This window comes from Streptomyces sp. M41(2017) (assembly GCF_002078175.1).
Lineage (GTDB): Bacteria > Actinomycetota > Actinomycetes > Streptomycetales > Streptomycetaceae > Streptomyces.
In genome coordinates this window covers 2,216,196-2,242,558 of sequence record NZ_MWFK01000002.1, presented here as the reverse complement: position 1 = coordinate 2,242,558, position 26,363 = coordinate 2,216,196, and the positions used below count along the sequence as shown (strand labels likewise).

Annotated in this window: 23 protein-coding genes; 18 read left to right on the top strand and 5 right to left on the bottom strand. The window is 71.5% G+C overall.

Annotation, left to right across the window (positions count from 1 at the left end):
* Window positions 1–2: 2 nt before the first annotated feature.
* Window positions 3–1,205, bottom strand: a complete 1,203-nt coding sequence (locus tag B0675_RS35715) for an MFS transporter (protein WP_081223735.1) — start codon at window positions 1,203–1,205, stop codon at window positions 3–5.
* A gap of 73 nt (window positions 1,206–1,278) precedes the next feature.
* The gene (locus B0675_RS35710; RefSeq protein WP_081223734.1) at window positions 1,279–2,466 is read right to left on the bottom strand and encodes a serine hydrolase domain-containing protein; all 1,188 of its coding nucleotides are present in this window, start codon (window positions 2,464–2,466) and stop codon (window positions 1,279–1,281) included.
* A 245-nt stretch (window positions 2,467–2,711) separates the two neighbouring features.
* Here B0675_RS35710 and B0675_RS35705 point away from each other — a divergent pair, with 245 nt between their 5' ends.
* From B0675_RS35705 to B0675_RS35645, 13 genes are all read left to right on the top strand, one after another.
* Window positions 2,712–3,299, top strand: coding sequence for a TIGR03086 family metal-binding protein (locus B0675_RS35705; RefSeq protein WP_081223733.1), 588 nt, complete (start codon window positions 2,712–2,714; stop codon window positions 3,297–3,299).
* 143 nt (window positions 3,300–3,442) lie between these two features.
* A complete protein-coding gene (locus B0675_RS35700) occupies window positions 3,443–4,105 on the top strand; it encodes a GntR family transcriptional regulator (protein WP_081223732.1) in 663 nt (220 codons plus the stop codon).
* Window positions 4,102–5,010: a dihydrodipicolinate synthase family protein gene (locus B0675_RS35695; protein ID WP_081223731.1), complete on the top strand. Its 909-nt coding sequence runs from the start codon at window positions 4,102–4,104 to the stop codon at window positions 5,008–5,010. Before B0675_RS35700 ends, B0675_RS35695 begins: the two co-directional genes overlap by 4 nt.
* Window positions 4,998–6,728 (top strand): L-arabinonate dehydratase, encoded by a 1,731-nt coding sequence (gene araD, locus B0675_RS35690; RefSeq protein ID WP_081223730.1) that lies wholly within the window; start codon window positions 4,998–5,000, stop codon window positions 6,726–6,728. The genes B0675_RS35695 and araD overlap by 13 nt, the downstream gene beginning before the upstream one ends.
* Before the next feature lie 99 nt (window positions 6,729–6,827).
* On the top strand, window positions 6,828–7,763 hold the full coding sequence (locus B0675_RS35685) for a sugar ABC transporter permease (RefSeq protein ID WP_081223729.1): 936 nt from the start codon (window positions 6,828–6,830) through the stop codon (window positions 7,761–7,763).
* A complete protein-coding gene (locus B0675_RS35680; protein WP_081223728.1) occupies window positions 7,760–8,668 on the top strand; it encodes a carbohydrate ABC transporter permease in 909 nt (302 codons plus the stop codon). The genes B0675_RS35685 and B0675_RS35680 overlap by 4 nt, the downstream gene beginning before the upstream one ends.
* Window positions 8,665–9,900: a Gfo/Idh/MocA family oxidoreductase gene (locus tag B0675_RS35675; protein ID WP_081223727.1), complete on the top strand. Its 1,236-nt coding sequence runs from the start codon at window positions 8,665–8,667 to the stop codon at window positions 9,898–9,900. Before B0675_RS35680 ends, B0675_RS35675 begins: the two co-directional genes overlap by 4 nt.
* Complete coding sequence (locus tag B0675_RS35670) at window positions 9,897–10,739, top strand: PmoA family protein (protein WP_081223726.1); 843 nt, start codon at window positions 9,897–9,899, stop codon at window positions 10,737–10,739. Before B0675_RS35675 ends, B0675_RS35670 begins: the two co-directional genes overlap by 4 nt.
* Window positions 10,739–12,361 carry a glycoside hydrolase 43 family protein gene (locus B0675_RS35665; protein WP_081223725.1) on the top strand — a complete coding sequence of 541 codons (1,623 nt, stop codon included), beginning with the start codon at window positions 10,739–10,741 and terminating at the stop codon, window positions 12,359–12,361. Before B0675_RS35670 ends, B0675_RS35665 begins: the two co-directional genes overlap by 1 nt.
* Before the next feature lie 178 nt (window positions 12,362–12,539).
* Window positions 12,540–13,922, top strand: coding sequence for a sugar ABC transporter substrate-binding protein (locus B0675_RS35660; protein WP_081223724.1), 1,383 nt, complete (start codon window positions 12,540–12,542; stop codon window positions 13,920–13,922).
* Between the two features lie 158 nt (window positions 13,923–14,080).
* Window positions 14,081–15,379, top strand: coding sequence for a pectate lyase (locus B0675_RS35655; RefSeq protein WP_107482914.1), 1,299 nt, complete (start codon window positions 14,081–14,083; stop codon window positions 15,377–15,379).
* Window positions 15,380–15,538: 159 nt separating this feature from the next.
* Window positions 15,539–16,333, top strand: a complete 795-nt coding sequence (locus B0675_RS35650) for an HAD family acid phosphatase (RefSeq protein ID WP_081223722.1) — start codon at window positions 15,539–15,541, stop codon at window positions 16,331–16,333.
* A 226-nt stretch (window positions 16,334–16,559) separates the two neighbouring features.
* Complete coding sequence (locus B0675_RS35645; protein WP_081223721.1) at window positions 16,560–18,011, top strand: NCS2 family permease; 1,452 nt, start codon at window positions 16,560–16,562, stop codon at window positions 18,009–18,011.
* Between the two features lie 156 nt (window positions 18,012–18,167).
* Here B0675_RS35645 and B0675_RS35640 read toward each other — a convergent pair whose 3' ends face one another.
* Entirely contained in the window at window positions 18,168–19,619 is a 1,452-nt protein-coding gene (locus B0675_RS35640; RefSeq protein WP_081224074.1) for a penicillin-binding transpeptidase domain-containing protein, read from the bottom strand.
* Window positions 19,620–19,716: 97 nt separating this feature from the next.
* Window positions 19,717–20,490 (bottom strand): IclR family transcriptional regulator, encoded by a 774-nt coding sequence (locus tag B0675_RS35635; protein ID WP_081223720.1) that lies wholly within the window; start codon window positions 20,488–20,490, stop codon window positions 19,717–19,719.
* Between the two features lie 132 nt (window positions 20,491–20,622).
* Here B0675_RS35635 and B0675_RS35630 point away from each other — a divergent pair, with 132 nt between their 5' ends.
* From B0675_RS35630 to B0675_RS35610, 5 genes are all read left to right on the top strand, one after another.
* A complete protein-coding gene (locus tag B0675_RS35630) occupies window positions 20,623–22,152 on the top strand; it encodes an aldehyde dehydrogenase (NADP(+)) (RefSeq protein ID WP_081223719.1) in 1,530 nt (509 codons plus the stop codon).
* Between the two features lie 94 nt (window positions 22,153–22,246).
* The gene (locus B0675_RS35625; protein ID WP_081223718.1) at window positions 22,247–22,855 is read left to right on the top strand and encodes a DUF1349 domain-containing protein; all 609 of its coding nucleotides are present in this window, start codon (window positions 22,247–22,249) and stop codon (window positions 22,853–22,855) included.
* A 70-nt stretch (window positions 22,856–22,925) separates the two neighbouring features.
* Complete coding sequence (locus B0675_RS35620; protein ID WP_241540082.1) at window positions 22,926–23,429, top strand: GNAT family N-acetyltransferase; 504 nt, start codon at window positions 22,926–22,928, stop codon at window positions 23,427–23,429.
* Window positions 23,430–23,506: 77 nt separating this feature from the next.
* Window positions 23,507–24,235, top strand: a complete 729-nt coding sequence (locus B0675_RS35615; RefSeq protein WP_081223717.1) for a DsbA family oxidoreductase — start codon at window positions 23,507–23,509, stop codon at window positions 24,233–24,235.
* A gap of 96 nt (window positions 24,236–24,331) precedes the next feature.
* Window positions 24,332–25,381, top strand: a complete 1,050-nt coding sequence (locus B0675_RS35610; RefSeq protein ID WP_081224072.1) for an aminotransferase class V-fold PLP-dependent enzyme — start codon at window positions 24,332–24,334, stop codon at window positions 25,379–25,381.
* 91 nt (window positions 25,382–25,472) lie between these two features.
* On the opposite strand, the gene thpD is transcribed toward B0675_RS35610, so the two are convergent.
* Window positions 25,473–26,360: an ectoine hydroxylase gene (gene thpD / locus B0675_RS35605; RefSeq protein ID WP_081223716.1), complete on the bottom strand. Its 888-nt coding sequence runs from the start codon at window positions 26,358–26,360 to the stop codon at window positions 25,473–25,475.
* Window positions 26,361–26,363 lie beyond the last annotated feature (3 nt).

The window sequence follows — 26,363 nt, the reverse complement described above, 5'->3', positions numbered from 1 at the left end:
GCTCACCGCCGAACCGCGGTCGGGACACCCCGCAGGAGTGGCCCCAGCGTCACGAGCCGGGCAACGCCCAGCACGGGCAACAGGACCCGGAGATCGACGAGTTCGACCAGGCCCGCGCCGAGGGCGAGCCCGACGGCGTTGGGCGCGTACAGCAGTGTGTTCAGCGAGGCGGACGCCCGCCCCAGCAGTTCCGTCGGCGTCTCCCGCTGCACCGCCGTGAACGCCGCGACGAGTACGCACGGCAACCCGACCCCCACCCCCACACTGCAGGCGAGCGCCACCGTGTCCAGGGGAACGGCCCGCAGGGTCACCGCGACGGCGGTGAGCGCGATCCCGCAGGCGGCGAACCGCCGCTCGCCGAGCCTGCGCAGCAGCGTCCCGGACGCCAGTCCCACGGCCACGGACCCGGCGCCCTGGGCGACGTACAGCAGCCCGACCCAGGCGGGGGAGTGACCGAGCCCCTCCGTCACCGCGTACACCGTGGCGCCGTTGATCCCGGCGAAGAGCATGGTGGTCCCGCCGGCGAGGACCAGCGGCCACAGACCGGGATGCGACCGCAGATGCCGGACGCCCTCCGCGGTCCGGGCCCGCAGGCTTCCGGTGGGTCCGGCCTGCCCCGACGGCGGCGTCTCACGCACCCGCAACAGCGCGTACACCCCCGCCGCCAGCGCGAACGTCGCCGCGTCCAGCAGGGCGACGCGCGGTCCGCCGTACGCCGCGTAGAGGCCCGCCCCGGCGAGCGGGGCCACCAGCTTCATGCCCTCGTTGGCCGTCATGCGCAGGCCGTTGAAGTCCCCGAGAAGACGCCCGTCGAGCGCCGTGGCCAGCAGAGCGGACTCGGCGGCGTCCTGGACGACACCGACGGCGCCGTAGACCAGGAGGACTCCGAACAGGATCCACAGGCCGCCCCGGCCGTCCACGGCGTACAGGACGGGCAGCAGGGCGGCGAGCAGGAGGTTCGTCGCGAGGAGCAGCGGGCGGCGGCGGGTGCGGTCGGCGAGGGTGCCGAGCGCGGGGCCGACGAGTGTGGGGGCCCAGAGGGCGAAGACGCAGAGCGCCGCCAGCCCGTCGGAGCCCGTCAGGTCCTTCACCCAGATGCCCGAGACCAGCCACATCGCCGACGTCCCGAAGCCGGAGACGACCACCGCGGCCAGATACAGGCCGGCGTCGCGGTCACCCAGAACACGCGCTCCTGTCCATGTCATGGCAGGTGATCGTGGTCCTAAGGCGACCGCGCCGGGATCGGGCAACTGCCGTATCCGCGGGGCCGGAGAGCCCTCAGTCCCGCAGCAGCGAGCAGACGAAGTTCTCCTCGACCGTGCGCAGCTTCTCCAGCAGTTCCGGCTTGGTCTCCTTGTTCACCTGGGTGGTGAGGGAGAACGTCAGCGACCGCCGGCCGTCGGGCGTCGCCGCGATCAGCTGGGTGTAGCCGGGGAAGTTGCCGGTGTGGCCGAGGACCACGCCGCAGCGGGTGGTGTAGCGGAAGATCGCCTCGCCCGCAGCGTTCTTGCCGGGACCAGCGGGCTCCGACGCCCCGTCGACCCAGCGGCGCTGCTCGCGCAGGGTGGCCGGGGAGATCAGGGACCCGCTCGCGTAGCCGCGGACGAAACGCGTCATGTCCGCGGGGGTCGAGACGATGCCGCCCGACGCCCAGACGCCCGAGGCGCCGAGCGCCTCGCTGATGTCCTCCGGCGGGTTGGGCGGCACCACGTCGTAGCCGTGCATGTACGGCTCGGGCAGCCGGTAGCCCTGCGGGAGGCTCGTGTCGCGCAGGCCGAGCGGGCGGTAGACGAGGCCGCGCAGCAGGTCCTCGTAGCGCTTGCCGGTCGCCGCCTCGGCCATCAGCGCGACCGCGATGTTGTCGGAGTTCGAGTAGTTGTACCGCGACCCCGGACGGAACAGGAGCGGTTCGCCGGCCACGTAGTCGAGGAGGCGCCGGGAGTCGAAGCGGTGGTGCGGATCGGTGGTGAGGATCTTGATGAACTCGGGGCTCTGCGTGTAGTCGGGCAGCCCGCTGGTGTGGTTGAGGAGCTGGCGCAGCGTCACGGCGCCCCACTTCTTCGGCAGCGACGGCAGCCGGCGGCCGATGGTGTCGCCGAGCCGGAGCGCGCCCTTGTCGACCAGGCTCAGCGCGACGGCGCCGCTGAACGCCTTCGCCGTGCTGGCGATCCGCATGTGGTCGTCGGGAGAGATCGGACGCCCGCTCGCGATGTCCGCCACACCGGAGCGCACGATGCGGGTGTCGCCTCCCCGGCGCAGGACGGCGATGACACCGGGCGGCCCGCCGGGGCTGCGCACCAGGTCGTCGAGCTGCTTGCGCAGCGCCCGGTCGTGGTCGTGGTCGGCCGATGCGGCGGTGTCCGCGCCGGCGGGTGCGGACACGACGCCGGTCAGGCAGGCGGCGGCCAGCAGCGCGCCGAGCGGCACGCGCCATCGGGGGCGACGGGACAGGGGGGACGAAGGCATGGGGTTCTCCCGAGTCGACGGAGGCAGGGCACGCCCAGCTTCGAGCCCGGGCCCGCCGTCCGCCCGCGCCGCTGCTGCATACGGCGGAGCGGGCGCACGGCAGGGGGTCGGCCGGCCCCCTCCCCGGCGGCCGGGGCGGGGGCCGTCGCCGGCAACCGATGATTTCCGCCCGCCGGCGGGGTCCACATCAGGAGTGGACCCACGTTCCCGGAGACCCCGGGTTCGTACATGCCAAGGAGAAGCGGATGACCGGCCAGACCTTCGACCTCGGGCCGCAGGCCCTGATCGTGGCGCGTCTCGCGGAGGGCGTCACGGACGCGCACCTCGACGGCGCCACCCCGTGCCCGGAGTACGCGGTGCACCACCTCCTCGGACACCTGACGGGCCTGGCCGTCGCCTTCCGGGACGCCGCGCGGAAGGACCTGGGTGCGACCACCGACACCGCCCCCGACTCCGCGCTGCCCGACATCGGGCCCGACTGGCGGGAGGCTCTTCCGAAGGCGCTCGACGAGCTCGCCGACGCCTGGCGCGACCCGGCCGCCTGGACCGGCACCACCCGGGCGGGCGGGGTGACCCTGCCGGGCCCGGTGGCGGGTGCCGTGGTCGCCGACGAACTCGTCGTGCACGGCTGGGACCTCGCCCGCGCCACCGGCCAGGAGTACGCCCCCGACGCGGCGGCCCTGCAGGCCGCGCACGGTTTCCTCGTGGCCGTGGCCGAGGACCCGACGGGCGGCGGAGGCATCTTCGGTCCCGTCGTGGCGGTGCCCGACGACACACCCCTCCTCGACCGCGCGATCGGGCTCAGCGGCCGCGACCCCGGATGGACCCCGTAGGGCCTGTCCGCGGCCCGTTCCGGATCCTCCAACCGGTTTTCCTGTCAGAAGTGTTGACGGGGCGAGGCGCCTCTCCTACTTTCAACGCGTCGTACTTCGTACGTCATATATGAGACGCGATATGTGAGATACGAGAGGCGCGCATGACGGCTGTGCCCATGCCCACCCCGATCCCGTCCCGCACCCAGGTGGTGCTGGACGGGATCAAACACCGCATCCTCACCGGGCAGTTGCCGCCGGGGGCGGCCCTGGTCGAGACCGACCTCGCCGCACAGTTCGGTGTGTCGAAGACACCCGTGCGCGAGGCGCTCAAGACCCTGGCCGGCACCGGGCTCGTCGTGATGAACCAGTACAAGGGCGTCACGGTGCGCATGGTGGACGCGGACATGGCGCGCGAGGTCTACGACGTGCGGCTGCTCCTCGAACCCGAGGCGCTGCGCCGGTCGGTGCGCCTCGGCGCCGGCCTCGACGCCGCCCGGGACGCGCTGACCCGCGCCGACGGCGCCGACGACACCGCCGAACGCTCCCTCGCCAACCGGGAGTTCCACCGCGCCCTCTACGTGTCCTGCGGCAATCCGCTGCTCGGCCGGATGCTCGACGAGGTCCGCGACCAGGCGGCCCTCGTCTCGGCGGTCGCCTGGGCCGCCGACCCCTCCTGGGAACGGGAGGCGAGCGAACACCGGGAGATCCTGCGGCTCGCGCTCGCCGGCGACGCCGACGGAGCGGCCGGAGCGCTGCACGCCCACATCGCGTCATTCGTACAACGGGCCTTCCCCCAGGGCCGGGTGGAGGACGGGCAGGAATGACAGCGACGTTCGAGACCCAGCGGACCGCCCTCGCCGAGGTCGTGGCGATCCCGGTGACACCGTTCGCCGAGGACGGCAGCGTCGACCGCGCCGCCCACCGGGCCCTGCTGCGCCGGCTGATCGACGGCGGGGTCCGCACCCTCACCCCCAACGGCAACACCGGCGAGTTCTACGCCCTCACCCCCGAAGAGCGGCGGCTCGTCCTGGAGTGGACCGTCGAGGAGGCCGGTGACCGGGCGGTCGTGCTCGCCGGGGTCGGCCACGACGTGCCGACCGCCGTCGCCTCCGCACGACACGCCGCGGGCCTCGGTGCGGCGATGGTGATGGTCCATCAGCCCGTCCATCCCTACGTCTCCGAGGGCGGCTGGGTCGACTACCACCGGGCCGTCGCCGAGGCCGTGCCCGACCTGGGTGTCGTCCCGTACCTCCGCAACCCGCTGCTCCCGGGCGAGCGGCTCGCCGAACTCGCGGACGCCTGCCCGAACGTCGTCGGAGTGAAGTACGCCGTCCCCGACGCCGCCCGCTTCGCCGCCTTCGCGCGGGACGCCGGGCTGGAACGGTTCGTCTGGGTCGCCGGACTCGCCGAACCGTACGCGCCCTCCTACTTCTCGGCCGGGGCCACCGGCTTCACCTCGGGCCTGGTGAACGTCGCTCCGACCCTCTCCCTGAACATGATCGAAGCGCTCCGGTCCGGCGACTACCCCGCCGCGATGAAGGTCTGGGAGCAGATCCGCCGCTTCGAGGAGCTGCGCGGGGCCAACGCCTCCGCGAACAACGTGACCGTGGTCAAGGAGGCACTGGCCTCGCTCGGTCTGTGCCGCCGCGACGTGCGCCCGCCCAGCCGGCCGCTGGCCGAGAGCGAGCGCTCCGAGGTCGCCGCCATAGCCGCCGGGTGGCCCCTGTGAAGCGGCCCGAGGACCTGCGCAGCCATCAGTGGTACGGCACCGAGGGGCTCCGCTCGTTCAGCCACCGGGCCCGGACCCGGCAGCTCGGCTACCTTCCCGAGGAACACCTCGGCAAGCCGGTCGTCGCGATCCTCAACACCTGGTCCGACATCAACCCCTGCCACGTCCACCTGCGTGAGCGGGCACAGGCCGTGAAGCGGGGCGTGTGGCAGGCCGGGGGATTCCCGCTCGAATTCCCGGTGTCCACGCTGAGCGAGACCTTCCAGAAGCCGACCCCGATGCTCTACCGCAACCTCCTCGCCATGGAGACGGAGGAATTGCTGCGGTCGTACCCCGTCGACGGCGCGGTACTGATGGGCGGCTGCGACAAGTCGACCCCCGCGCTGCTCATGGGCGCGGCCTCGGTCGACCTGCCGGCCGTCTTCGTGCCGGCCGGGCCGATGCTCCCGGGCCACTGGCGCAACGAGGTCCTCGGCTCGGGCACCGACATGTGGAAGTACTGGGACGACCGGCGTGCCGGACTCATCGGCGACTGCGAGATCGCCGAGCTGGAGAGCGGGCTCGCGCGGTCGCCGGGGCACTGCATGACGATGGGTACGGCGTCCACGCTGACGGCCGCCGCGGAGGCGCTCGGCGTCACCGTGCCCGGCGCGTCGAGCATCCCCGCCGTCGACTCGGGGCACGAGCGGATGGCCGCGGCCGCCGGCCTCCGGATCGTCGAACTCGTGCGCCAGGACCGTCGGTTGAGCGACATCCTCACCGCCGACGCCTTCGAGGACGCGGTGACGACGGTGCTCGGCCTGGGCGGCTCGACGAACGCCGTGATCCATCTGATCGCCATGGCCGGACGCGCCGGTGTCACCCTCACGCTCGACGACTTCGACCGGATCGCCCGGACCGTGCCGGTGCTCGCCAACGTCCGGCCCGGCGGACGGACGTACCTCATGGAGGACTTCCACTTCGCGGGCGGGCTGCCCGGGTTCCTGTCGCGGATCACCGACCTGCTGCACCTGGACCGGCCCACGGTGTCCCACGACAGCCTGCGCGAGCAGCTGGCGGACGCGCGGGTGCACGACGACGACGTCATCCGCCCCCGGGAGAACCCGGTGGCGGCGGAGGGAGGGGTGGCCGTCCTGCGGGGCAACCTCTGCCCGGACGGAGCCGTCATCAAGCACATCGCCGCCGAGCCGCACCTGCTCCGGCACACCGGCCCCGCGGTCGTCTTCGACGACTACCGCACGATGCAGCGGACCATCGACGACCCGTCGCTCGGCATCACCGCGGACAGCGTGCTGGTGCTGCGGGGCGCCGGGCCCAAGGGCGGTCCCGGCATGCCCGAGTACGGCATGCTTCCCATCCCCGAGTACCTGCTCAAGCAGGGCGTCCGGGACATGGTGCGGATCTCCGACGCCCGGATGAGCGGCACGAGTTACGGCACCTGCGTGCTGCACGTGGCGCCCGAGTCGTACGTCGGCGGCCCGCTCGCCCTGGTGCGCACCGGCGACCCGATCACCCTCGACGTCGCCGCACGGTCACTCCGGCTCGACGTGGACGACACGGAGCTGGAGCGCAGGCGGGCCCAGTGGACGCCGCCCCCCGTCCGGTACGAACGCGGCTACGGCGCGCTCTACACCGAGCAGATCACCCAGGCCGACACCGGCTGCGACTTCGCGTTCCTGGCCCGGCCGGGAACGGTGCAGGACCCGTACGCGGGCTGAGGTGCCCGCACCCGCACAGGGAAGTGCCGAACCCATGGGGTCGTAGCAAGCGCTTCCTGTACTCGCTGTACCCGCCCCACTGCGAACGGAGAAACTGTCATGGCCCAAGCCGCAGCCGTGGCGAAACCGCCCGCGCCACCCCGGCGGCGCCGTGCCTCCGCGACCCCGCGCAGGCTCCCGTATCTGCTGATCGCCCCGGCGGCGCTGCTGATGCTGGGCTTCATCGCCTACCCCGTCGTCAGCGTCTTCTACTACAGCCTGCAGAACTACAACCCCACCAAACCCTGGCGCAACGGATACGCCGGCTTCGACAACTTCGTGCACGCCTTCACCGCCGACCCGCAGTTCTGGGACACCCTCACCTTCAGCGCGAAATGGGTCGTCGTCGAGGTCGGGCTCCAGCTGCTGTTCGGCCTGGCGCTCGCGCTGATCGTCAACCAGACCTTCGTCGGCCGGGCCGTCGGGCGTGCGCTGGTCTTCTCGCCGTGGGCCGTCTCCGGTGTGCTGACCTCGGCGATCTGGGTGCTGCTCTACAACTCCCAGACAGGCATCACCCGTTACCTCGCCGACGCGGGCATCGGCTCGTACGGCACGAGCTGGCTCTCGGACACCTCCACCGTCTTCCCGGCGGCGGTCGTCGCCGACCTGTGGCGGGGTGTGCCCTTCTTCGCAATCCTGATCCTCGCCGACCTCCAGTCCGTCTCCAAGGACCTGTACGAGGCCGCCGAGGTCGACGGGGCGAGCCGCGTCCGGCAGTTCCTGCACATCACCCTGCCGCACCTCAAGGACGCGATCGTCCTGTCCACGCTGTTGCGCGCGGTGTGGGAGTTCAACAACGTCGACCTGCTCTACACCCTGACCGGCGGCGGACCCGCGGGGGAGACGACGACCCTGCCCCTGTACATCGCCAACACCAGCGTCGACGCCCACAACTTCGGCTACGCCTCGGCCCTGACCGCCGTCGCGTTCGTGATTCTGCTGTTCTGCTCGATCGTCTATCTGCGGCTGAGCAAGTTCGGAGGCGGGGACAAGTGATCACCAAGGACGCCGACACGATCGCCCCGGCCGCGCCCGCCCCGCCCGCCGAGGAGCCGCCGCCGCGCCCGCGCACGCGGTCCCGGCACCGCGCCTGGGACGAGGTACCCCGGTGGCACATCTACGTCCCCCTGGGCCTCTACCTGCTCTTCACCCTGATCCCGTTCTACTGGATCCTGCTCTTCGCGCTGCGCCCCGCCGGGTCGACCTCGCTCGTGCCCTGGCCCATGACCTTCGACCACTTCGACAAGGTGTGGACCGAGCGCAGCTTCGGGACCTACTTCCAGAACAGCGTGCTCATCGCCGTCGCCACCCTGGTGATGACGACCCTCGTCGCGCTCGCCGGCGGCTACGCGCTCGCCCGCTTCGACTTCAGGATCAAGCGCGGCTTCCTGCTGGCGCTGCTCTGCTCCCAGTTCGTCCCGGGCGCCCTGCTCCTGGTCCCGCTCTTCCAGATCTTCGCCAAGCTCCAGATGATCAACTCGCTGGCCAGCGTGGTCATCGCGGAGACCGTCTTCCAGCTGCCGCTGTCGATGATCCTGATCAGCGGGTTCATCCGGAACGTGCCGTACTCCCTGGAGGAGGCCGCCTGGGTGGACGGCTGCAACCGCTTCGACGCCTTCAGGATCGTCGTCCTGCCGCTGCTGCGGCCCGGGTTGATCGCCGTCGGCTCGTTCGCCTTCGTACACGCCTGGAACCACTTCCTGTTCGCCCTGATGTTCCTGAGCGACCAGGGCAAGCAGACCATCCCGGTGGGGCTCAACACCCTGATGAGCTCCGACAGCGTCGACCTGGGAGCGCTCGCCGCGGGCGGCATCATCGCCGCCGTCCCCGTGGTCGTCGTCTTCGCGTTCATCCAGAAGTGGCTGATCACCGGGTTCAGCGCGGGGGCGGTGAAGGGATGACGCCCGCGGCGCGGCCCGGCCGGACCGGGCAGGCGAACGGAGAAGCCGAGCGGCGTCCGTCCCCGGGCGGCACCGCGCCCCGGCGGGCCACCGCACTCCCGCTGCCCGTCGTCCTCGCGGGAGCCCGGGGCCACGGCCGCCGGCACCTGGAGAACATCCGCAGGCTCCAGGGCGAGGGGCTCCTGCGTCTCGCCGGCGTGTGCGAGCTGACGCCGCTCGGCGCGGCCGAACTCGACGGGCAGCACGTCGAGCAGTCCGCCGACCTGGGGGCCCTGCTCGACAGCACCGGCGCCGTGATCGCGGTGATCTGCACCCCCATCCCCACCCACACCGACCTGGCGCTGACCGCGGCGCGCCGTGGCGTCCACCTGCTCCTGGAGAAGCCGCCCGCGCCGTCCTACGCCGCGTTCCGGCGGATGGCCGACGGCGTCGCCGCCGCGGGCGTCGCCTGCCAGATCGGCTTCCAGTCCCTCGGCTCGCACGCCGTGCCCGCCGTCCGGGAACTGATCGCCCGGGGCGCGCTCGGCCGGGTGACCGGCATCGGCGCGGCGGGAGCCTGGGCCCGGGACGAGGCGTACTACCGGCGCGCGCCGTGGGCCGGCAGGCGGCGGCTCGACGGCGCGGACGTGGTCGACGGCGTGCTGACGAACCCGCTGGCCCACGCCGTCGCCACCGCCCTCGCCCTGGACGGCTCGACCCGCGCCGAGGACGTCACCGGCATCGTGACGGAGCTGCTGCGCGCCAACGACATCGAGTCCGACGACACCTCGTGCGTGCGGGTCACGACCACGGAGCGCGCGATCACCGTCGCGGCGACGCTCTGCGCCGAGAACCCGGGGGAACCGTACGTCGTCGTGCACGGCACGGAAGGCCGGATCACCTTCTGGTACAAGCAGGACCGGCTCCTGGTGCAGCGGTCCGGGCACGGCCCGGAGGAGACCGTGTACGGCCGCACCGACCTGCTGGAGAACCTCGTCGCGCATCTGAGGGACGGCGTCGAACTCCTGGTCCCGCCCGCGGCGACCGGCGCGTTCATGAAGGTCGTGGAAGCGGTCCGGCGGGCACCCGAGCCCGTCGCGCTGCCCCCCTGCGCCTGGAGTGCGCCGCCCGGCGAGAACCGCCGTGCCGTACGCGGCATCGACGCGCTCGTCGCCGCGGCGGCCGACACCCTCGCCCTCTACTCCGAACTGGGCGCCCCCTGGGCGCTCCCGAAAGAGGTGAGCACCGGATGAACGACACCTCGCTGGTCCTGAGCGCCGCGGGCCGGCCGGTGGGCCGCCACGTCCACCGGCCCGAACTGCCCGACCGGCTCTCCCCACGCCCGTACCTTCACCCCGTCACGACCCTGGCCGGCACCCCCGTCACCGAGCTGAGCCCGGCCGACCACGCGCACCACCTCGGCGTCGGTGTCGCGGTCCCCGACGTCGAGGGGCACAACTTCTGGGGCGGGCGCACCTACGTCCGCGACGAGGGACCCACCGAACTCGACAACCACGGCGCCCAGCGGCACGCCACCTTCCGGGAGGCAGGCCCCGGCGGCTTCGTGGAGGACCTGCGGTGGACGGCCGCGGGCAGCGACCTGCTGACCGAACGCCGTACCGTCGCGGTCGTCGAACTCACCGACTCCGCCTGGGCGTTGGACTTCACGTTCGCGCTCACGAACGTCACGGCGCGAACGCTCTCCCTCGGCAGCCCGGCGACCAATGGACGGCCGGGCGCGGGCTACGGCGGCTTCTTCTGGCGAGCCCGCAAGGAACCGGACGCCCCGCGGGTGTTCACCGCCGACACCGAGGGCGAGGACGCCGTGCACGCGCGCCCCGCGGACTGGCTCGCACTCGCCGGCGCGAACTGGACGCTCGTGTTCGCGGGGGCCACCGAGGACACGCGCCGCGATCCGTGGTTCGTGCGCACGGCCCAGTACCCGGGCGTCGGTTCCTCCCTCGCCCACCGGGACCGGCTCACGGTCGCGGCCGGTGACACGCTCGTCCGCCGGATCGTCACCGTCGTGGCCGACGGCACCCTCGACCGGGCCGGAGCCGCGGCCCTGGCGCGTAAGGCGGTGAGCACCTGATGGTCCTGCCCTCCGCCGACCTGGGTGACGGCACCTACCGCAACCCCGTCCTCGACGCCGACTGGTCCGACCCCGACGTGCTCCGCGTCGGCGACGACTTCTACCTCACCGCGTCCAGCTTCGGCCGGGCGCCCGGCCTGCCCCTGCTGCACTCCCGCGACCTGGTCAACTGGACGCTCGTCGGCCATGCCCTCCAACGCCTCGAACCGGCAGCCGAGTTCGCCCGTCCCCGGCACGACCGCGGGGTCTGGGCACCTTCCCTGCGTCACCACGACGACCGTTTCTGGATCTTCTGGGGCGACCCGGACCACGGCATCTTCCAGATCAACGCCCCAGGTATCAGGGGCCCTTGGACCGCGCCGCACCTGGTGAAGGGCGGCAAGGGACTCATCGACGCCTGCCCCCTGTGGGACGAGGAGAGCGGCGAGGCGTATCTCGTGCACGCCTGGGCCAAGTCCCGCGCGGGTGTGAAGAACCGGCTCACCGGACACCGGATGCGCCCGGACGGCACCGGGCTGCTCGACGAGGGCAAGGTGATCGTCGACGCCGACCGCATCGCCGGCTGGTTCACCCTCGAAGGCCCCAAGGCCTACCGGCACGACGGCTGGTTCTGGATCTTCGCGCCGGCCGGGGGAGTCGAGACGGGCTGGCAGGGCGTCCTCCGCTCGCGCGGCTTCTTCGGTCCCTACGAGGAGAAGGTGGTGCTGGAACAGGGGGACACGCCGGTCAACGGCCCGCACCAGGGCGGCTGGGTGCGCACCCCGACGGGCGAGGACTGGTTCCTGCACTTCCAGCAGCGTGGCGCTCACGGGCGAGTGGTCCACCTCCAGCCGATGCGCTGGGCGGGGGACGACGCCGACGGGTGCTGGCCCGTCCTGGGTGACGCGGGCGTCCCCGTCGCCGTCCACCGGAAGCCGGATTTGCCCTCCCAGCCGCCGTCCGCGCCCGCCACCGACGACGACTTCCCCGGGGGCCGCTTCGGGCGCCAGTGGAGCTGGACCGCCAACCCCCAGGACGGCTGGGCGCCCCAGCACTCCGGCGACGGACTCCGGCTCAGCTGCGTCCGCGCACGCGACCCCCGTGACCCTGGTGGCCCTGGTGATCCGTGCGCCCTGTACGACCCCTACGATCTGCGCACGCTGCCGCACGTCCTCACCCAGCGGCTGCCCGGCGCGGCCGCCACCGTCGAGGTCGGTCTGCGCCTCGACAGCGCAGAGCCGGGCGCCCGCGCCGGGCTCGCGGTGCTCGGCGACGCCTACCGCTGGATCGGGCTCCGGCGGGAGTCCGACGGATCGGTGCGGCTCGTGCACCGGTTCGCCGAGCCGCTCACCCCGGGTGCGGTCGCAGCGCCCCTGGAGCGGCGCACGGCCGAGCGGGACGCCGCCTCCTCCTTCGAGGCGCCGGACGGCCGGGCACGGCTGTGGATCGAGATCGGCGCCGACGCCCGCTGCCGCTTCTCGTGCGACGTCGGCGGGGGCCGGCAGCCCACCGGGCAGGTCTTCGCCGCGACCCCCTGGCGCTGGGTCGGCGCCCTGCTCGGGCTCTTCGCCCTGGCGCCGGACGGCGGGGGACCCGCCGGCGCCGCCACGTTCACCCGGTTCCGGGTCACCACGACCCGCTGAGAGTCACTTCCTGTCGTTCGTCCGCCTGTTGGGAGCCGCAATGACGCACCTCCGTAGCAAGCGCTTGCCGGATGCGGAGGGAAGGGCGCGTCCCTTCCCCGAGCAGCCGAGTTCCGACCGTCCAGAACAACTCGTCCACCGCACAGCCCTGTTGGGACCGGAAGAAGAGAGCCGACCGATGAAGACCAGCTCCCTGAGGAACAGCACACCGAGGACCGGCCGGTCGTGGACCGGTGGCCGGGGCGGCCGGCGCACGGCCGTGGCGGTCGCCCTCGGCTCGGTGCTGGCACTGACCGCCACCGCCTGCGGGGACGACGGCAGCGGCAGCGCCGGGGACAAGGGCACCGAGGGGTCCGGCAAGGGCGAGATCACCTTCTGGGACACCAACGGCGGTGTCCGTACGGACATCTGGAAGCAGATCATCGCGGACTTCGAGAAGAAGTACCCCGCCATCAAGGTCGACTACGTCGGGATCCCCGCGGCGAGCGCCCAGTCCAAGTACGACACCGCGATCCAGGGCGGCGGGCTGCCGGACGTCGGCGGTGTGGGGACCGCGATGCTCGCCGAGGTCGCCGTCCAAGGCGCGCTGGAGCCGCTGGACGGCCGCCTCGGGAAGAGCCCGCTGAAGGGGAAGCTGAGCGAGAACCTCCTCGACGTGAGCCGGGCCGCGGGCGGTGGCGACACCCTGTACCAGGTGCCGACCTCCGCCAACAACGGCACGCTCTGGTACCGCACCGACCTGTTCAAGGCGGCCGGACTGGACGCGCCGACCACTTGGTCGAAGTTCTACGACGCCGCCGCGAAGCTGAGCGACAAGGGGAAGAACAGGTTCGGGTTCACCATCCGCGGTGGTGAGGGATCCATCGCGCCGGCCCTGGACGCCGCGTACGGACAGTCCGGGATCACGTCGTTCTGGAAAGGCGACCGGACCACGGTCAACGACCCCGAGAACGTGGCAGCCCTGGCGAAGTACGTCGCCCTGTACAAGAAGGTCACGCCCTCCGCCGACGTCAACAACGACTTCACCAAGATGGTCGCGCAGTGGGACAGCGGCACCATCGGCATGCTGAGCCACAACCTCGGCTCCTACCAGGACCACCTGAAGGCGCTGGGCGCGGGCGCGTTCCGCGGTGTTCCGAACCCCACCCAGGACGACGGCACGCGCGTCCAGGTGTCCAATCCGGTCGACGGCCTGACCCTCTTCAAGTCCGGCAAGAACAAGGCGGCCGCCTGGAAGTTCATCGAGTTCGCCGTCTCGGCGGCGGAGAACTCCAAGTTCAACGAGTCCGCGGGGCAGGTGCCGGCGAACACCGACGCCGCCAAGGACCAGTGGATCCAGCGGGCCGAGCCGACCCGGCTGGCCGCGGAGGCGCTGAACGGCGGCAGCACCAAGATCGTGCAGCTGCCCTACTACCTGCCCGACTGGAACACCATCTCGAAGGCCGACAACGAACCCAACTTCCAGAAGGTGCTGCTCGGCAAGATGAGCGCGAAGGACTTCCTGGACACGCTGGCGGACCAGCTGAACGCGGCCCAGGCCGACTGGAAGGCCCACCACTAGGACGTACGGGGAGGCCGGCCGGCGACCCGCCGGCCGCCTTCCGTCGCCCTGCGGCGGTAACTCGCCGCAGGGCGACGCCCGCGCCACCCGTCCGATCCACCGAGCCGAAGGAAAGAGAGAGCCGCACCATGAACGCACGTGCATGTCATGTACATGAAATGAGATGGCGTACGGCCGCCGTGCGGCGGACCGTCGCACTGATCGGCTGCACCGCTCTCGTCTGCGCCGTCACCGGCACCACCGCCCAGGCCCGGCCCCGCGATCCCGCCCGCCAGGCGCTCCCGGCCCGGGACGGCTGGGCGTCCCAAGGGACCGGAACCACCGGCGGCTCGGCCGCCACGCCGGCGCTGGTCCGCACCGTCACGACGTGGGCGCAGTTCCGGGCCGCGCTCACGGCGGGCGGCGGCGCGCCGAGGATCATCAAGGTGAGAGGCACGATCGACGCCGGCGCCGACGGCTGCGACGCCTTCGCCGCCCCCGGCTACGACTTCGCCCGGTACCTGGCCGACTACGACCCGGCCGTCTGGGGCTACGACCGGGTGGTCAGCGGGGAACAGGAGGACCTGAGGGCCGCCTCCGCCGCCCGTCAGGACACCGCCGTCAAGGCCTACGTCCCCGCGAACACCACCATCGTCGGGGTCGGGCGCGACGCGGGGTTCAAGGGGGTGAGCCTCCAGATCAAGGGAGTCGACAACGTCATCGTCCGCAACCTCTCCTTCGAGAGCCCCCTCGACTGCTTCCCGCAGTGGGACCCGACCGACGGCGACACCGGGAACTGGAACTCCGAATACGACAGCGCCGTCGTCCACGGCGCCACGCACGTCTGGCTCGACCACAACACGTTCACCGACGGCGCCCACCCGGACAGCTCGCTGCCGACGTACTTCGGGCGGATCTACGAACAGCACGACGGCGAACTGGACATCGTCCAGGGCGCCGACTACGTGACCGCGTCCTGGAACGTGTTCGCGGACCACGACAAGACCATCCTGGTCGGCAACAGCGACAGCGCGGCGACCGCGGCCGTGGACCGGGGCCATCTGAAGGTCACCTTCCACCACAACCTGTTCACCGGTCTCGTCGAGCGCGCTCCGCGGGTCCGCTTCGGCCAGGTGGACTCCTACAACAACCACTTCGTGGCCGACGCCGGCTACGCCTACAGCTACGGCATCGGGATGGAGTCCCAACTCGTCGCCGAGCACAACGCGTTCACCCTGCCGGACGGGATCGGGACCGGGGCCGTCCTGAAGAAGTGGAAGGACGCACCGGTCACCGCCGCGGACAACTTCGTCAATGGCGTCCGTACCGACCTGATCGCCGTGCACAACGCGCAGATCCCTGCCGAGACGCTCCAGTCCGGCGCCGGCTGGACACCGGTCCTGCGAACGACGGTGCATCGCCCGCAAGCCGTTCCCGCCCTCGTCGACCACGGCGCGGGCGCCGGAAGAATGCACTGATCGGACCCGAACTCGCCTGTTGTCAGGGTGAGTTCGCCGCAGTGGGTGCGGAAGCCGACGTGGCTCCCGCGCTCACCGCGACGCATGTCACCTGTGCAGTGTGTATCGATCAGGCAACGGGCCTCGCATCCAGAGGGGTGACGCGCGTAGAACCTTGTCATGCATAAGCCACTGCGTATCGCGGCCGTCGCCGCCACCTGTGCCGTCGCCGGTGCCGCCCTGTTCGGATCCGGTGCCGCCACCGCCCACCAGTCGACGGCCAACTCGACGCACGAGCCCTACAACATCGGGCTCCTGGTCAAGGACATCGACACCTACTACGGCGCCACGCTCGACGGCAACGGGGTGTACCAGGCCTCGCCCACCAGCCAGTACGCCAAGGACCTCGCGCGCGTCGACGCCGCCGCCCGGCGGGACATCGACAAGGCCGCACACAAGGCCCACCACCGGGGTCAGAAGCCCGCCGTCGTCTTCGACATCGACGACACCCTGCTGCTCTCCTTCGACTACGAGAGGAAGACCAACTACACCTACAACTCGACCACCTGGGCCGACTACGTGGCCCAGGCGAACCGCCCCGCCGTGTTCGGCAGTCCCGAACTCGTCGAGTACGCCGAGTCCAAGGGCGTCGAGGTGTTCTACAACTCGGGCCTGAAGGAGTCGCAGCGCGCCTCCGCCGTCGAGAACCTGAAGAAGGTCGGCGTCGACGTCAACCTCGACTCCGCCCACATGTTCCTCAAGGACGCGGCCAACCCGCCCGCCTACCTGAGCGGTTGCGCCACCGCCACCGCCTGGAACTGCACGACCGTGCAGTACAAGGCCGGCACCCGCAAGCACATCGAGGACCTCGGCTACGACATCGTCGGCAACTTCGGCGACCAGTACTCGGACCTCGACGGCGGTTACGCCGACAAGACGTACAAGCTCCCGAACCCGACGTACTTCGTGAGCTGATCCACCGCGCAAGGACGCCCCCGCCGGTCGTCACCGGCGGGGGCGTCGTGCTGCCGGCCGCGAGGGGGGCTCAGGCCGGCAGGTCCACACCGTGAAGGACGTCGAAAACGAACACGTGGTTGTTTCCAGGGTTCCGTAACACAGCGAAAACCTGAAAGTGGTTGAGGAAGGGAACAATCCAGCCAGCATCCGCACACCCGGCACGCAGGTATCGAGGAGTATCGTCATGTCCGAAGCACAGAAGGTCGACGACCGGCCAAGTGCCGCCCCACCGGCGGCAGGCGGGGTCGACGGGTTCTTCAAGATATCCGCGAGGGGCTCCACCTTCGGCCGGGAGATACGCGGCGGATTCGCCACGTTCTTCACGATGGCCTACATCCTCGTCCTGAACCCGATCATCCTCGGCAGTGCCAAGGACAAGTTCGGCCACCACCTCGACGCCGTCCAACTCACCACCGCCACGGCCCTGGTGGCCGCGGTCATGACGATCATCATGGGTGTCGGCGGCAACCTCCCGCTCGCCCTCGCCGCGGGCCTCGGCCTCAACGCGGTCGTCGCCTTCCAGATCGCCCCGCTGATGAGCTGGGCCGACGCGATGGGCCTGATCGTCCTGGAGGGCCTGCTCATCTGCGTCCTCGTGGTGACCGGCCTGCGCGAGGCCGTCATGCACGCGATCCCCCAGGCGATGAAACAGGCGATCAGCGTCGGCATCGGCCTGTTCATCGCCTTCATCGGCTTCGTGGACGCCGGCTTCGCCACCCGCATCCCGGACGCCGCCAACACCACCGTGCCGGTGCAGCTCGGCGGCACCGGAGCGCTGGCCGGGTGGCCGATTCTCGTCTTCTGCCTCGGGGTCCTGCTGACCATCGGACTGCTCGCCCGCAAGGTCAAGGGCGCGATCCTGATCAGCATCGTCACCATGACGGTGGTCGCCGTCGTCATCAACGCCGCGGCCGACGTCAAGAGCTGGGGCCTGACCACCCCGAAGGTGCCCGACGACATCGTGGCCGCACCGGACTTCGGACTGCTCGGCCACTTCAGCCTGTTCGGGGCGTTCGGCGAGACCAGCGCGATCACCGTCGTCCTGCTGGTCTTCACCCTCATCCTGTCCGACTTCTTCGACACGATGGGAACGGTCGTCGGCATCAGCGCCGAGGCCGGTCTGCTCGACGAGGAGGGCAAGGTGCCCAACCTCGGGCGGGTGCTGCTGATCGACGGCGCCGCCGCGGTCGCCGGCGGCGCAGCCTCCGCCTCCTCCTCGACGTCGTACATCGAGTCGGCGGCGGGCGTCGGCGAAGGCGCGCGCACCGGCTTCGCCAACCTGGTCACCGGCGGCATGTTCGCCCTCGCGCTGTTCCTGACGCCGATCCTCACGATCGTCCCGCTGCAGGCCGCCGCGCCCGCGCTCGTCGCCGTCGGCTTCCTGATGATGACCCAGGTCAAGCACATCGACTGGGACAAGTACGAGATCGCCATCCCCGCCTTCCTGACCATCGCCGTGATGCCGTTCACCTACTCGATCACCAACGGCATCGGCGCGGGCTTCCTGGCGTACGTGCTGATCAAGACGGTGCTCGGCAAGGCCAAGGAGGTCCACTGGCTGCTGTGGGCGGCCTCCGCGCTGTTCCTCGTCTACTTCGCGATCGACCCGGTGGAGCAGCTGCTCGGGGTGAAGTGACCGCACCGCCCGGCACCGCGCCGGCCGGGACGACCCGGCCGGCCGCACCCGGGCGGGAGACGGCCCGGACGGCAGGACGGCAGGAAGGCCCCGCACCTCCGAGGTGCGGGGCCTTCCTGCCGTCCGGGCCGTGTCGCCGCCGCCGTGACCGCCTGCTCAGTTCTTCAGGGCCGCCCGCATCATCGCCTTGGCGACCGGGGCCGCGAGGCCGTTGCCGCTGACCTCGGAGCGGGCCGCGTCCGACTGCTCGACGATCACCGCGACGGCGACCTCCTTGCCCGTCGAGTCGGACTTCCCGAACGAGGTGAACCAGGCGTACGGCGTCTTGCTGTTCTTCTCGCCGTGCTGCGCCGTACCGGTCTTGCCGCCGACGGTCACGCCGGGGATCCGGGCGTTCGTGCCCGTGCCCTGCTCGATGACCGTCCGCATCGCCGACTGGAGCTGCTGTGCGGTGTCCGAGCTGACGATCCGCTTGCTCTCGGTGTCGTCGTCGTAGTTCTTCAGGACGTCGCCGTCGGCGTCGCTGGTCTGCGCCACCATGTGCGGCGAGACGAGCTCGCCGTCGTTGGCGATCGCGGCGGACACCATCGCCATCTGGAGCGGGGTCGCGGTGACGTCGTACTGGCCGATGCCGGTCAGGGCCGTCGACGACTTGTCCATGTCGGAGGGGTACACGCTGGTGTACGCCCGTACCGGCACGTCCTGCTTCGTGTCGTTGAACCCGAACTTCTCCGCCATCGCCTTCACCTTGTCCTGCCCGAGGTCGACGGCCATCTTGCCGAAGACGTTGTTGCAGGAGTACTGGAGGGCGACCCGGATCGAGGCGTTCTCGCACGGGGCCGACGCGCTCTCGTTCCTCAGGGGGGTGTGCGTGTTCGGCAGGGTGTACGGATTCGGGCTGTCCGTCTTCGCGTCCACGTCGTCGTACAGGCCGCTCTCCAGCGCGGCGGACGCCACGACCAGCTTGAACGTCGAACCCGGCGGCAGCGGCTGCCGCAGCGCGCGGTTGACCAGCGGCTTGTCGGGGTCCTCGGTCAGCTTCTTCCAGAGGCTGCCGTTGCTCTCGCTGATCGACGTCGGGTCGTACGACGGGGTGGAGACGACGCCGAGGATCTTGCCCGTCTTCGGGTCGATCGCGACGGCCGCGCCCTTCTTGTCCCCGAGGGCCTCGAACCCGGCCTTCTGTACGGCCGGGTCGATCGTCGTGACCACGTCACCGGGGTCGGCGCGCTTGTTGGTCAGACTGTCCAGGGGGTTCTTCAGCTGGACGTCCGAGCCGTCCAGGAGGTCCTGGTAGATGCCCTCCAGCTGTGTCGCCCCGTACACCTGCGAGCTGTAGCCGGTGACCGCCGCGTACAGGCTGCCGTCCTTGTACGTCCGCTTGTACCTGAGGTCCCCGCCCTTCGTCTGCGCGGAGCCGGTGATCGCGTCACCGGCCACGATGATGTTCCCGAGCGGATTCGCGTACAGCGAGATCGCGTTCCGTCGGTTGTCCTTGTCTTCCGCCAGTGCCTTGCCGTCGTAGAACTGCACCCAGGTCGCCCTCACCAGCAGGGAGAGGACGAGCAGCAGTGTGAAGACGGCGGCACGCCTGATCGTCTTGTTCATGCCGTACGGAAGGACGAGCGAAAGGGCGTGGTTCGTTCCCGCCCGCACCCCTTTCTCATGTGCCCTTCATCGAACGGGCACACGCGCGGGGGAGCCGTCAGAGGCGGCGCGTGGCCAGAGTGAGCCGGTCACGGGCGTCGAACAGCGCGTCCTTGACCATCTGCTCGTGCGCCGGTGTGAGCCGTGCCACCGGCACGGAGCAGCTGATCGCGTCACGGGCCGGCGTGCGGTACGGGATCGCCACGCCGAAGCAGCGCAGCCCCAGCGTGTTCTCCTCGCGGTCCACGGCGAAGCCCTGCTCGCGCACCTGGCGCAGCTCCTCGATGAGCTTCTCCCGGTCCGTGATGGTGTGCTCGGTCAGGGCGGGCAGCGTCTCGGGCAGCATCTTGCGCACCTGCTCGTCGGTGTGGGTGGCCAGCAGCGCCTTGCCGAGCGAGGTGGAGTGGGCGGGGAGCCGGCGGCCGACCCGGGTGAAGGGGCGCAGGTAGTGCTGCGACTGGCGGGTGGCGAGGTAGACGACGTTCGTGCCGTCCAGGCGGGCCAGGTGGATGGTCTCCGTGGTGTCGTCGGAGAGGCGGTCGAGGGTGGGGCGGGCCGCGGCGACCACCTCGTCGCCGTCGATGTACGAGGTGCCGACCAGCAGGGCCCGTACGCCGATGCCGTACCGCGTGCCCGTCGCGTCGGTCTCGACCCAGCCGAGCTCCACGAGCGTGCGCAGCAACATGTAGAGGCTGGACTTGGGGTAGCCGACGGCCTCCTGGACCGCGGCGAGGGAGTGCATTCCGGGGCGGCCGGCGAAGTACTCGAGCAATTCCACGGTCCGTACCGCGGACTTGACCTGTGCCCCGCCGCCTGTCTCGCCTGCCGACATCGCCCTTGACCCCTTCGTTGGACGGGAAATAGTCTCCAACAGCATATTCACCATCAGAGACAGCGTTCAGCATATCGAACGCCCCTGGTGAGTGACACAAGAAGTGCGGCATCACATCTGGAGGGACCCGCGGTGGCAGCAGCACCAGTCTGGAGTGTCGACCCCCGTACCGGGAAGCAGCGGGAACAGGTTGCGGTGGAGGCCACAGCCGAGGAGGTCGACGAGGCCGTCCGTGCCGCACACGCCGCACGCCCCGCCCTCGCCGACCGCACCGTCCGCGCCGCGTTCCTGCGCACCGCCGCCGACCTGCTCGAAGGCTCCAAGGAACACCTCGTCGAGGTCGCCGACGCGGAGACGGCGCTCGGCCCCGTCCGGCTGAACGGCGAACTCGCCCGCACCTGCTTCCAGTTGCGCGCGTTCGCCGGGATCGTCGACGAGGGCGCCTTCCTCGACGTCGTCATCGACCACCCCGACGCCACGGCGACCCCGCCGATCCCTGACCTGCGCCGCTACAAGGTGCCCCTGGGCGTCGTGGCCGTGTACTCGGCCTCCAACTTCCCGTTCGCCTTCTCCGTCGCGGGCGGCGACACCGCGAGCGCGCTGGCCGCGGGCTGCCCCGTCGTCGTCAAGGCGCACCCCGACCACCCCGCCCTGTCGGAACTGGTCGCCTCCGTGCTGCGCCGGGCCGCGGCGCGGCACGACATCCCCGCCGGGGTCGTCGGTCTCGTCCACGGCTTCGAGGCAGGCGTCGAACTGGTCCGGCACCCGCTGGTCGCGGCCGCCGGCTTCACCGGCTCGGTCCGCGGCGGCCGCGCGCTCTTCGACGCGGCGGCACGGCGCCCGGTGCCGATCCCGTTCCACGGTGAGCTGGGCTCCCTCAACCCCGTCGTGGTCACCGAGGCCGCGGCCGCCGAACGCGCCGAGGAGATCGGCGCGGGCCTCGCCGGCTCGATGACCCTCGGCGTCGGCCAGTTCTGCGTGAAGCCGGGCCTGGTGCTCGCCCCGGCCGGTGCGGCGGGCGACCGGTTCCTGAAGTCCCTGACCGACGCCGTGAGCGACACCGACGCCGGGGTCCTGCTGGACCACCGGATGCGGGACAACTTCATCGCCGGGGTCGCCGAGCGCGCCGCGCTGCCGGACGTCGAGTCGCCCGTGACGCCGGGCGCCGGCGGCGAGCACACGGTGAGCCCCGGTTTCCTGACCGTGCCCGCCGAGCGGCTCACGGAGCGGGGCGAGCACGACCTGCTGCTGGAGGAGTGCTTCGGGCCGCTCACGGTCGTGGCGCGCTACACCGACGCGAGTGAGGCCGGCGCCGTGCTGTCCCGGCTGCCCGGCAACCTCACGGCCACGGTGCAGCTCTCCGCCGAGGAGGCCGCAGGCGAGGGCCGCGGCGCCGAGATCCTCGCCGAGCTGACGCCGCTCGCCGGCCGGGTGCTGGTCAACGGCTGGCCGACCGGCGTCGCCGTCGCCCCCGCCCAGCACCACGGAGGCCCGTACCCCGCGACGACCTCGACGTCCACCTCGGTCGGCGGCACCGCCATCGAGCGGTGGATGCGGCCGGTGGCCTACCAGGGCGTGCCCGAGGCGCTGCTGCCGCCGGAGCTGCGCGACGACAACCCGCTGGGCCTGCCCCGGCGCCACGACGGACGCCTGGAGCGCTGAGCACCACGCGGGGACGGGTCCACGCCCGTCCCCGCACCTCGGCCCACCCGCCACCCCGTCCCCGGCGCCGCGACCCACCTGAGAGACTCGGACCATGGACGTCTCACTCCCCGAACTGCCCTTCTCCCTGCGCACGTACGGCCCGGACGGCCACTGGTCGTACGAGGACGACGTGCTCACCGGCTGGGCCGGCCCGCGGCAGGACCGCTTCGTGCCGCCCACCGGCGAAGGGCTCGACCCGGCGTCGGACGCGCCCCGGCTGCTCGGCGCCCCGGAGGGCGACTTCCAGCTCATCGCCCGGGTGACGGTCGGCTTCGGGGCCTCCTTCGACGCGGGCGTGCTCTACGTCCACGTCGGTGAGCGCGCCTGGGCGAAGCTCTGCCTGGAGTACTCACCGGACGTGGCCACCGTCTGCACGGTCGTCACCCGCGGCCACTCCGACGACGCCAACTCCTTCACCGTGGACGGGAGTTCCGTCTGGCTCCGGGTGAGCCGCACCGGCCGCGCCTTCGCCTTCCACGCCTCGCGCGACGGCAAGCGCTGGACCTTCATCCGCCTCTTCACCCTGGCGGGCGAGGAGGAGAGCGGAGCGGCACTGGTGGGCTTCATGACGCAGTCCCCGATGGGAGAGGGCTGCGTGGTGACGTACGACGACATCGAGTTCCGCCCGAGCTGGCCCCGCGACCTGCGCGACGGCAGCTGAGGGACCCCGCGCCCCGCGCCCGGTCCGGCCGCCGCGGAACCGCGCCGTCCGCCAGGACGTCCTCGGGGGTGTGATCCAGGACCGTGTGAACCCCGCGCACCGGATGATCAGGACCGCGCTGCCCGCCGAGGCGGCGATCGTCGCCGGCCTGCACGCGCGGGCCCGGGCGACATACCACCCGGACGGCGTGCCGGAGGACGGCACGGACTGGGTCGCGGCCTGGCGGGGAGCCATCGAGCGGCCCGAGGGCCACGTGCTGTGCCTCGTGCTGGACGGCCGCGTCGTCGGCGTCGCCGCGTTCCGCACCGCCGAGGGCGCGCCCTCCGACAGCGTCAGGCTCTTCCAGTTCCACGTCGAGCCCGGGCGGTGGCGGACCGGCCTCGGCACCGCGCTGCACGCGGCCTGCGTGGAGGAGTGGCAGGCGGACGGGAAAGGCACCGCGACACTCGACGTGCCGGGCGACAACCTGCGAGCCCGGGCCTTCTGCGCCCGCCTCGGCTGGGTGCCGGACCCGGAGCACCTGCCCGCCGAGGACCACCACCACGTGTCTCTGCGGTACACGGTCGGGGAATGAAGCCGGCCGATTGAACGTTCACACACCGACGACCCGGAGGGTGTCCCGTATCCGCACGACCTGGAGAGAGCCGAAGAATGCGCGTCGAGATCTGGTCCGACATCGCCTGCCCGTGGTGCTACGTCGGGAAGGCCCGCTTCGAGAAGGCGCTCGACGCCTTTCCGCACCGTGACGAGGTCGAGGTCGTGCACCGCTCGTTCGAGCTGGACCCCGGCCGCGCCAAGGGTGACATCCAGCCCGTGCTCACCATGCTCACCAAGAAGTACGGCATGAGCGAGGCGCAGGCGCAGGCCGGCGAGGAGAACCTCGGCACCCAGGCCGCCGCCGAGGGCCTGGACTACCGCACCCGGGACCGCGACCACGGCAACACCTTCGACATGCACCGCCTGCTGCACCTCGCCAAGGAGAAGGGCCGCCAGGACGAGCTGATCGGCCTGTTCTACCGCGCCAACTTCGCCGAGGAGCGCAGCGTCTTCGGGGACGACGAGCGGCTCGTCGAACTGGCCGTCGCCGCCGGACTCGACGCGGACGACGCCCGTCGCGTCCTCGCCGACCCGTCCGTCTACGCCACCGAGGTCCGCGCCGACGAGCGCGAGGCCGCCGAGCTGGGCGCGAACGGCGTGCCCTTCTTCGTCCTCGACCGCACCTACGGCGTCTCCGGTGCCCAGCCCACCGAGGTCTTCGCCCAGGCGCTGACCCAGGCCTGGGGCGAGCGCCCGCAGCTCACCCTCATCCAGGACGGGAAGAGCGCCGGGGACGGCGCCGAGGCCTGCGGCCCGGACGGCTGCGCCGTACCGCAGAACTGAAAGACGCAGGTCGGGGGCGATCCATAAGCGCCTCTTGGGTGAACCACGCAGAAATCAGCAATGGACCTGGACATCGTCCGGGCCCACAGTGGTCGCATGGAGACCTTCGAGACCCTCGTCCGTGCCGAGTTCGCCGCGAAGAACACCTATCTGAACACCGCGAGCACCGGTCTGCTGCCGGCCCGCACGGTGACCGCGATGCGGGCCGCCGTGGACTCCGTGGCGGCCGGGCGGCCCGCCGACATGTTCGCCGACGTCGAGGCGGCCCGCGCGTCGTTCGCGCGGCTCGTCGGCGTGCCCGGGCGGCGGGTCGCGGCGGGCGCCTCGGTCGCGGTGTACAGCGGACTGATCGCGGCCTCGCTGCCGCCGGGCGCCGAAGTCCTCACCGCCGAGGCCGAGTTCAGCTCGGTCGTGACTCCCTTCCATGTCCGGGGTGACCTCAAGGTCCGGGCCGTACCACTGGAACGGATGGCCGAGTCGGTGCACTCCGGAACCGGGCTCGTCGCCGTCAGCGCGGCCCAGTCCGCCGACGGCCGGACCGCCGACCTGGACGGGATCCGGGAGGCGGCGCGGGAGCACGGCGCCCGGACGTACGTGGACGCGTCCCAGGCCGCCGGATGGCTGCCGCTGCGCGCGGGCGCCTACGACTTCGTCTCCTCCGTCGCCTTCAAGTGGCTCGTCTGCCCGCGCGGGGTGGCCTTCCTCGTCGTCCCGGAGGACTTCGGCGGTCTCACCCCGGTGTTCGCGGGCTGGGTGGCGGGCGAGGCGCCCTGGGACAGCTGCTACGGCCCGGTCGAGGAACTCGCCCACTCCGCGCGGCGGTTCGACGAGAGCCCCGCACTCTTCGCGTACGCCGGGGCCCGGCATTCGCTGGAGCTGCTGGAGGAACTGGGCGTCGAGCGGATCCACGAGCACGACCTCGCGCTCGCCGACCGGTTCCGCGCCGGGTTGCGGGAGCGCGGACACACCCCGGTCCCCGCTCCGGACTCCCCGATCGTCTCGGTGCCGGGACTCGGCCGTCTCCAGGGCGAGTTGAGCCGCGCCGGGGTGGAGGTCTCCGACCGTGCGGGCAACCTGCGGGCCGCCTTCCACCTGTACAACACCCCGGACGACGTCGACCGGCTCCTCGACGTCCTGCCCGGCTGACCCGCCGCGAGAAAGGCCGGGGCCCCTCCTCCCGTACGCGATCCGTACGGGGGGGGAGGGGCCCCGGCCATGTCCCGGGCGGCGCGGGAGGTCAGCGCACCGGCGTGAAGTCCCGGGCGCCGATGAACTCCGGCCTGCGCACCGGAGCCGCGAAGGGCTCCACGGCGGCGTTCTCCACGCTGTTGAACACGATGAAGACGTTGCTGCGCGGGAACGGCGTGATGTTGTCGCCCGAACCGTGCATGCAGTTGCAGTCGAACCAGGTCGCCGAGCCGGCCTTGCCCGTGAAGAGCTTGATGCCGTGCCGGGTGGCAAGACTGGTGAGCGCCTCGTCGGACGGCGTGCCGGCGTCCTGCATCTGCAGCGACTTCTTGTAGTTGTCCTTCGGCGTGGCCCCCGCACACCCGAGGTACGTCTTGTGCGACCCCGGCATGATCATGAGACCGCCGTTGGTGTCGTAGTTCTCGGTCAGCGCGATCGAGACGGACACCGTCCGCATGTTCGGCAGACCGTCCTCGGCGTGCCAGGTCTCGAAGTCCGAGTGCCAGTAGAAGCCACTGGCGCCGAAGCCCGGCTTGACGTTGATCCGCGACTGGTGCACGTACACGTCGGAGCCGAGGATCTGCCGCGCACGGCCCACGACCCGCTCGTCTCGGACGAGCCGGGCGAAGATCTCGCTGATCCGGTGCACCTCGAAGACGGACCGGATCTCCTGCGTCTGCGGCTCGACGATCGAGCGGTCGTCGGCACGGATCGCCGGGTCGGTCACGAGCCGTTCCAGCTCCTGCCGGTAGACGGCGACCTCGTCCTCGGTGATCAGCTCCTCGACGGGGAGGAAGCCGTCGCGCTCGTACGTCTGGAGTTCGGGCACGGTGATCGGGCCGGGTTCACCCGGCGCACCCCACAGGACCGGGTCCTGTCGGGGCACGGCCACTTCGGTGGCTCCTCGGCTGGGGTACAGATCGGTGAGCGTGGTCATCGG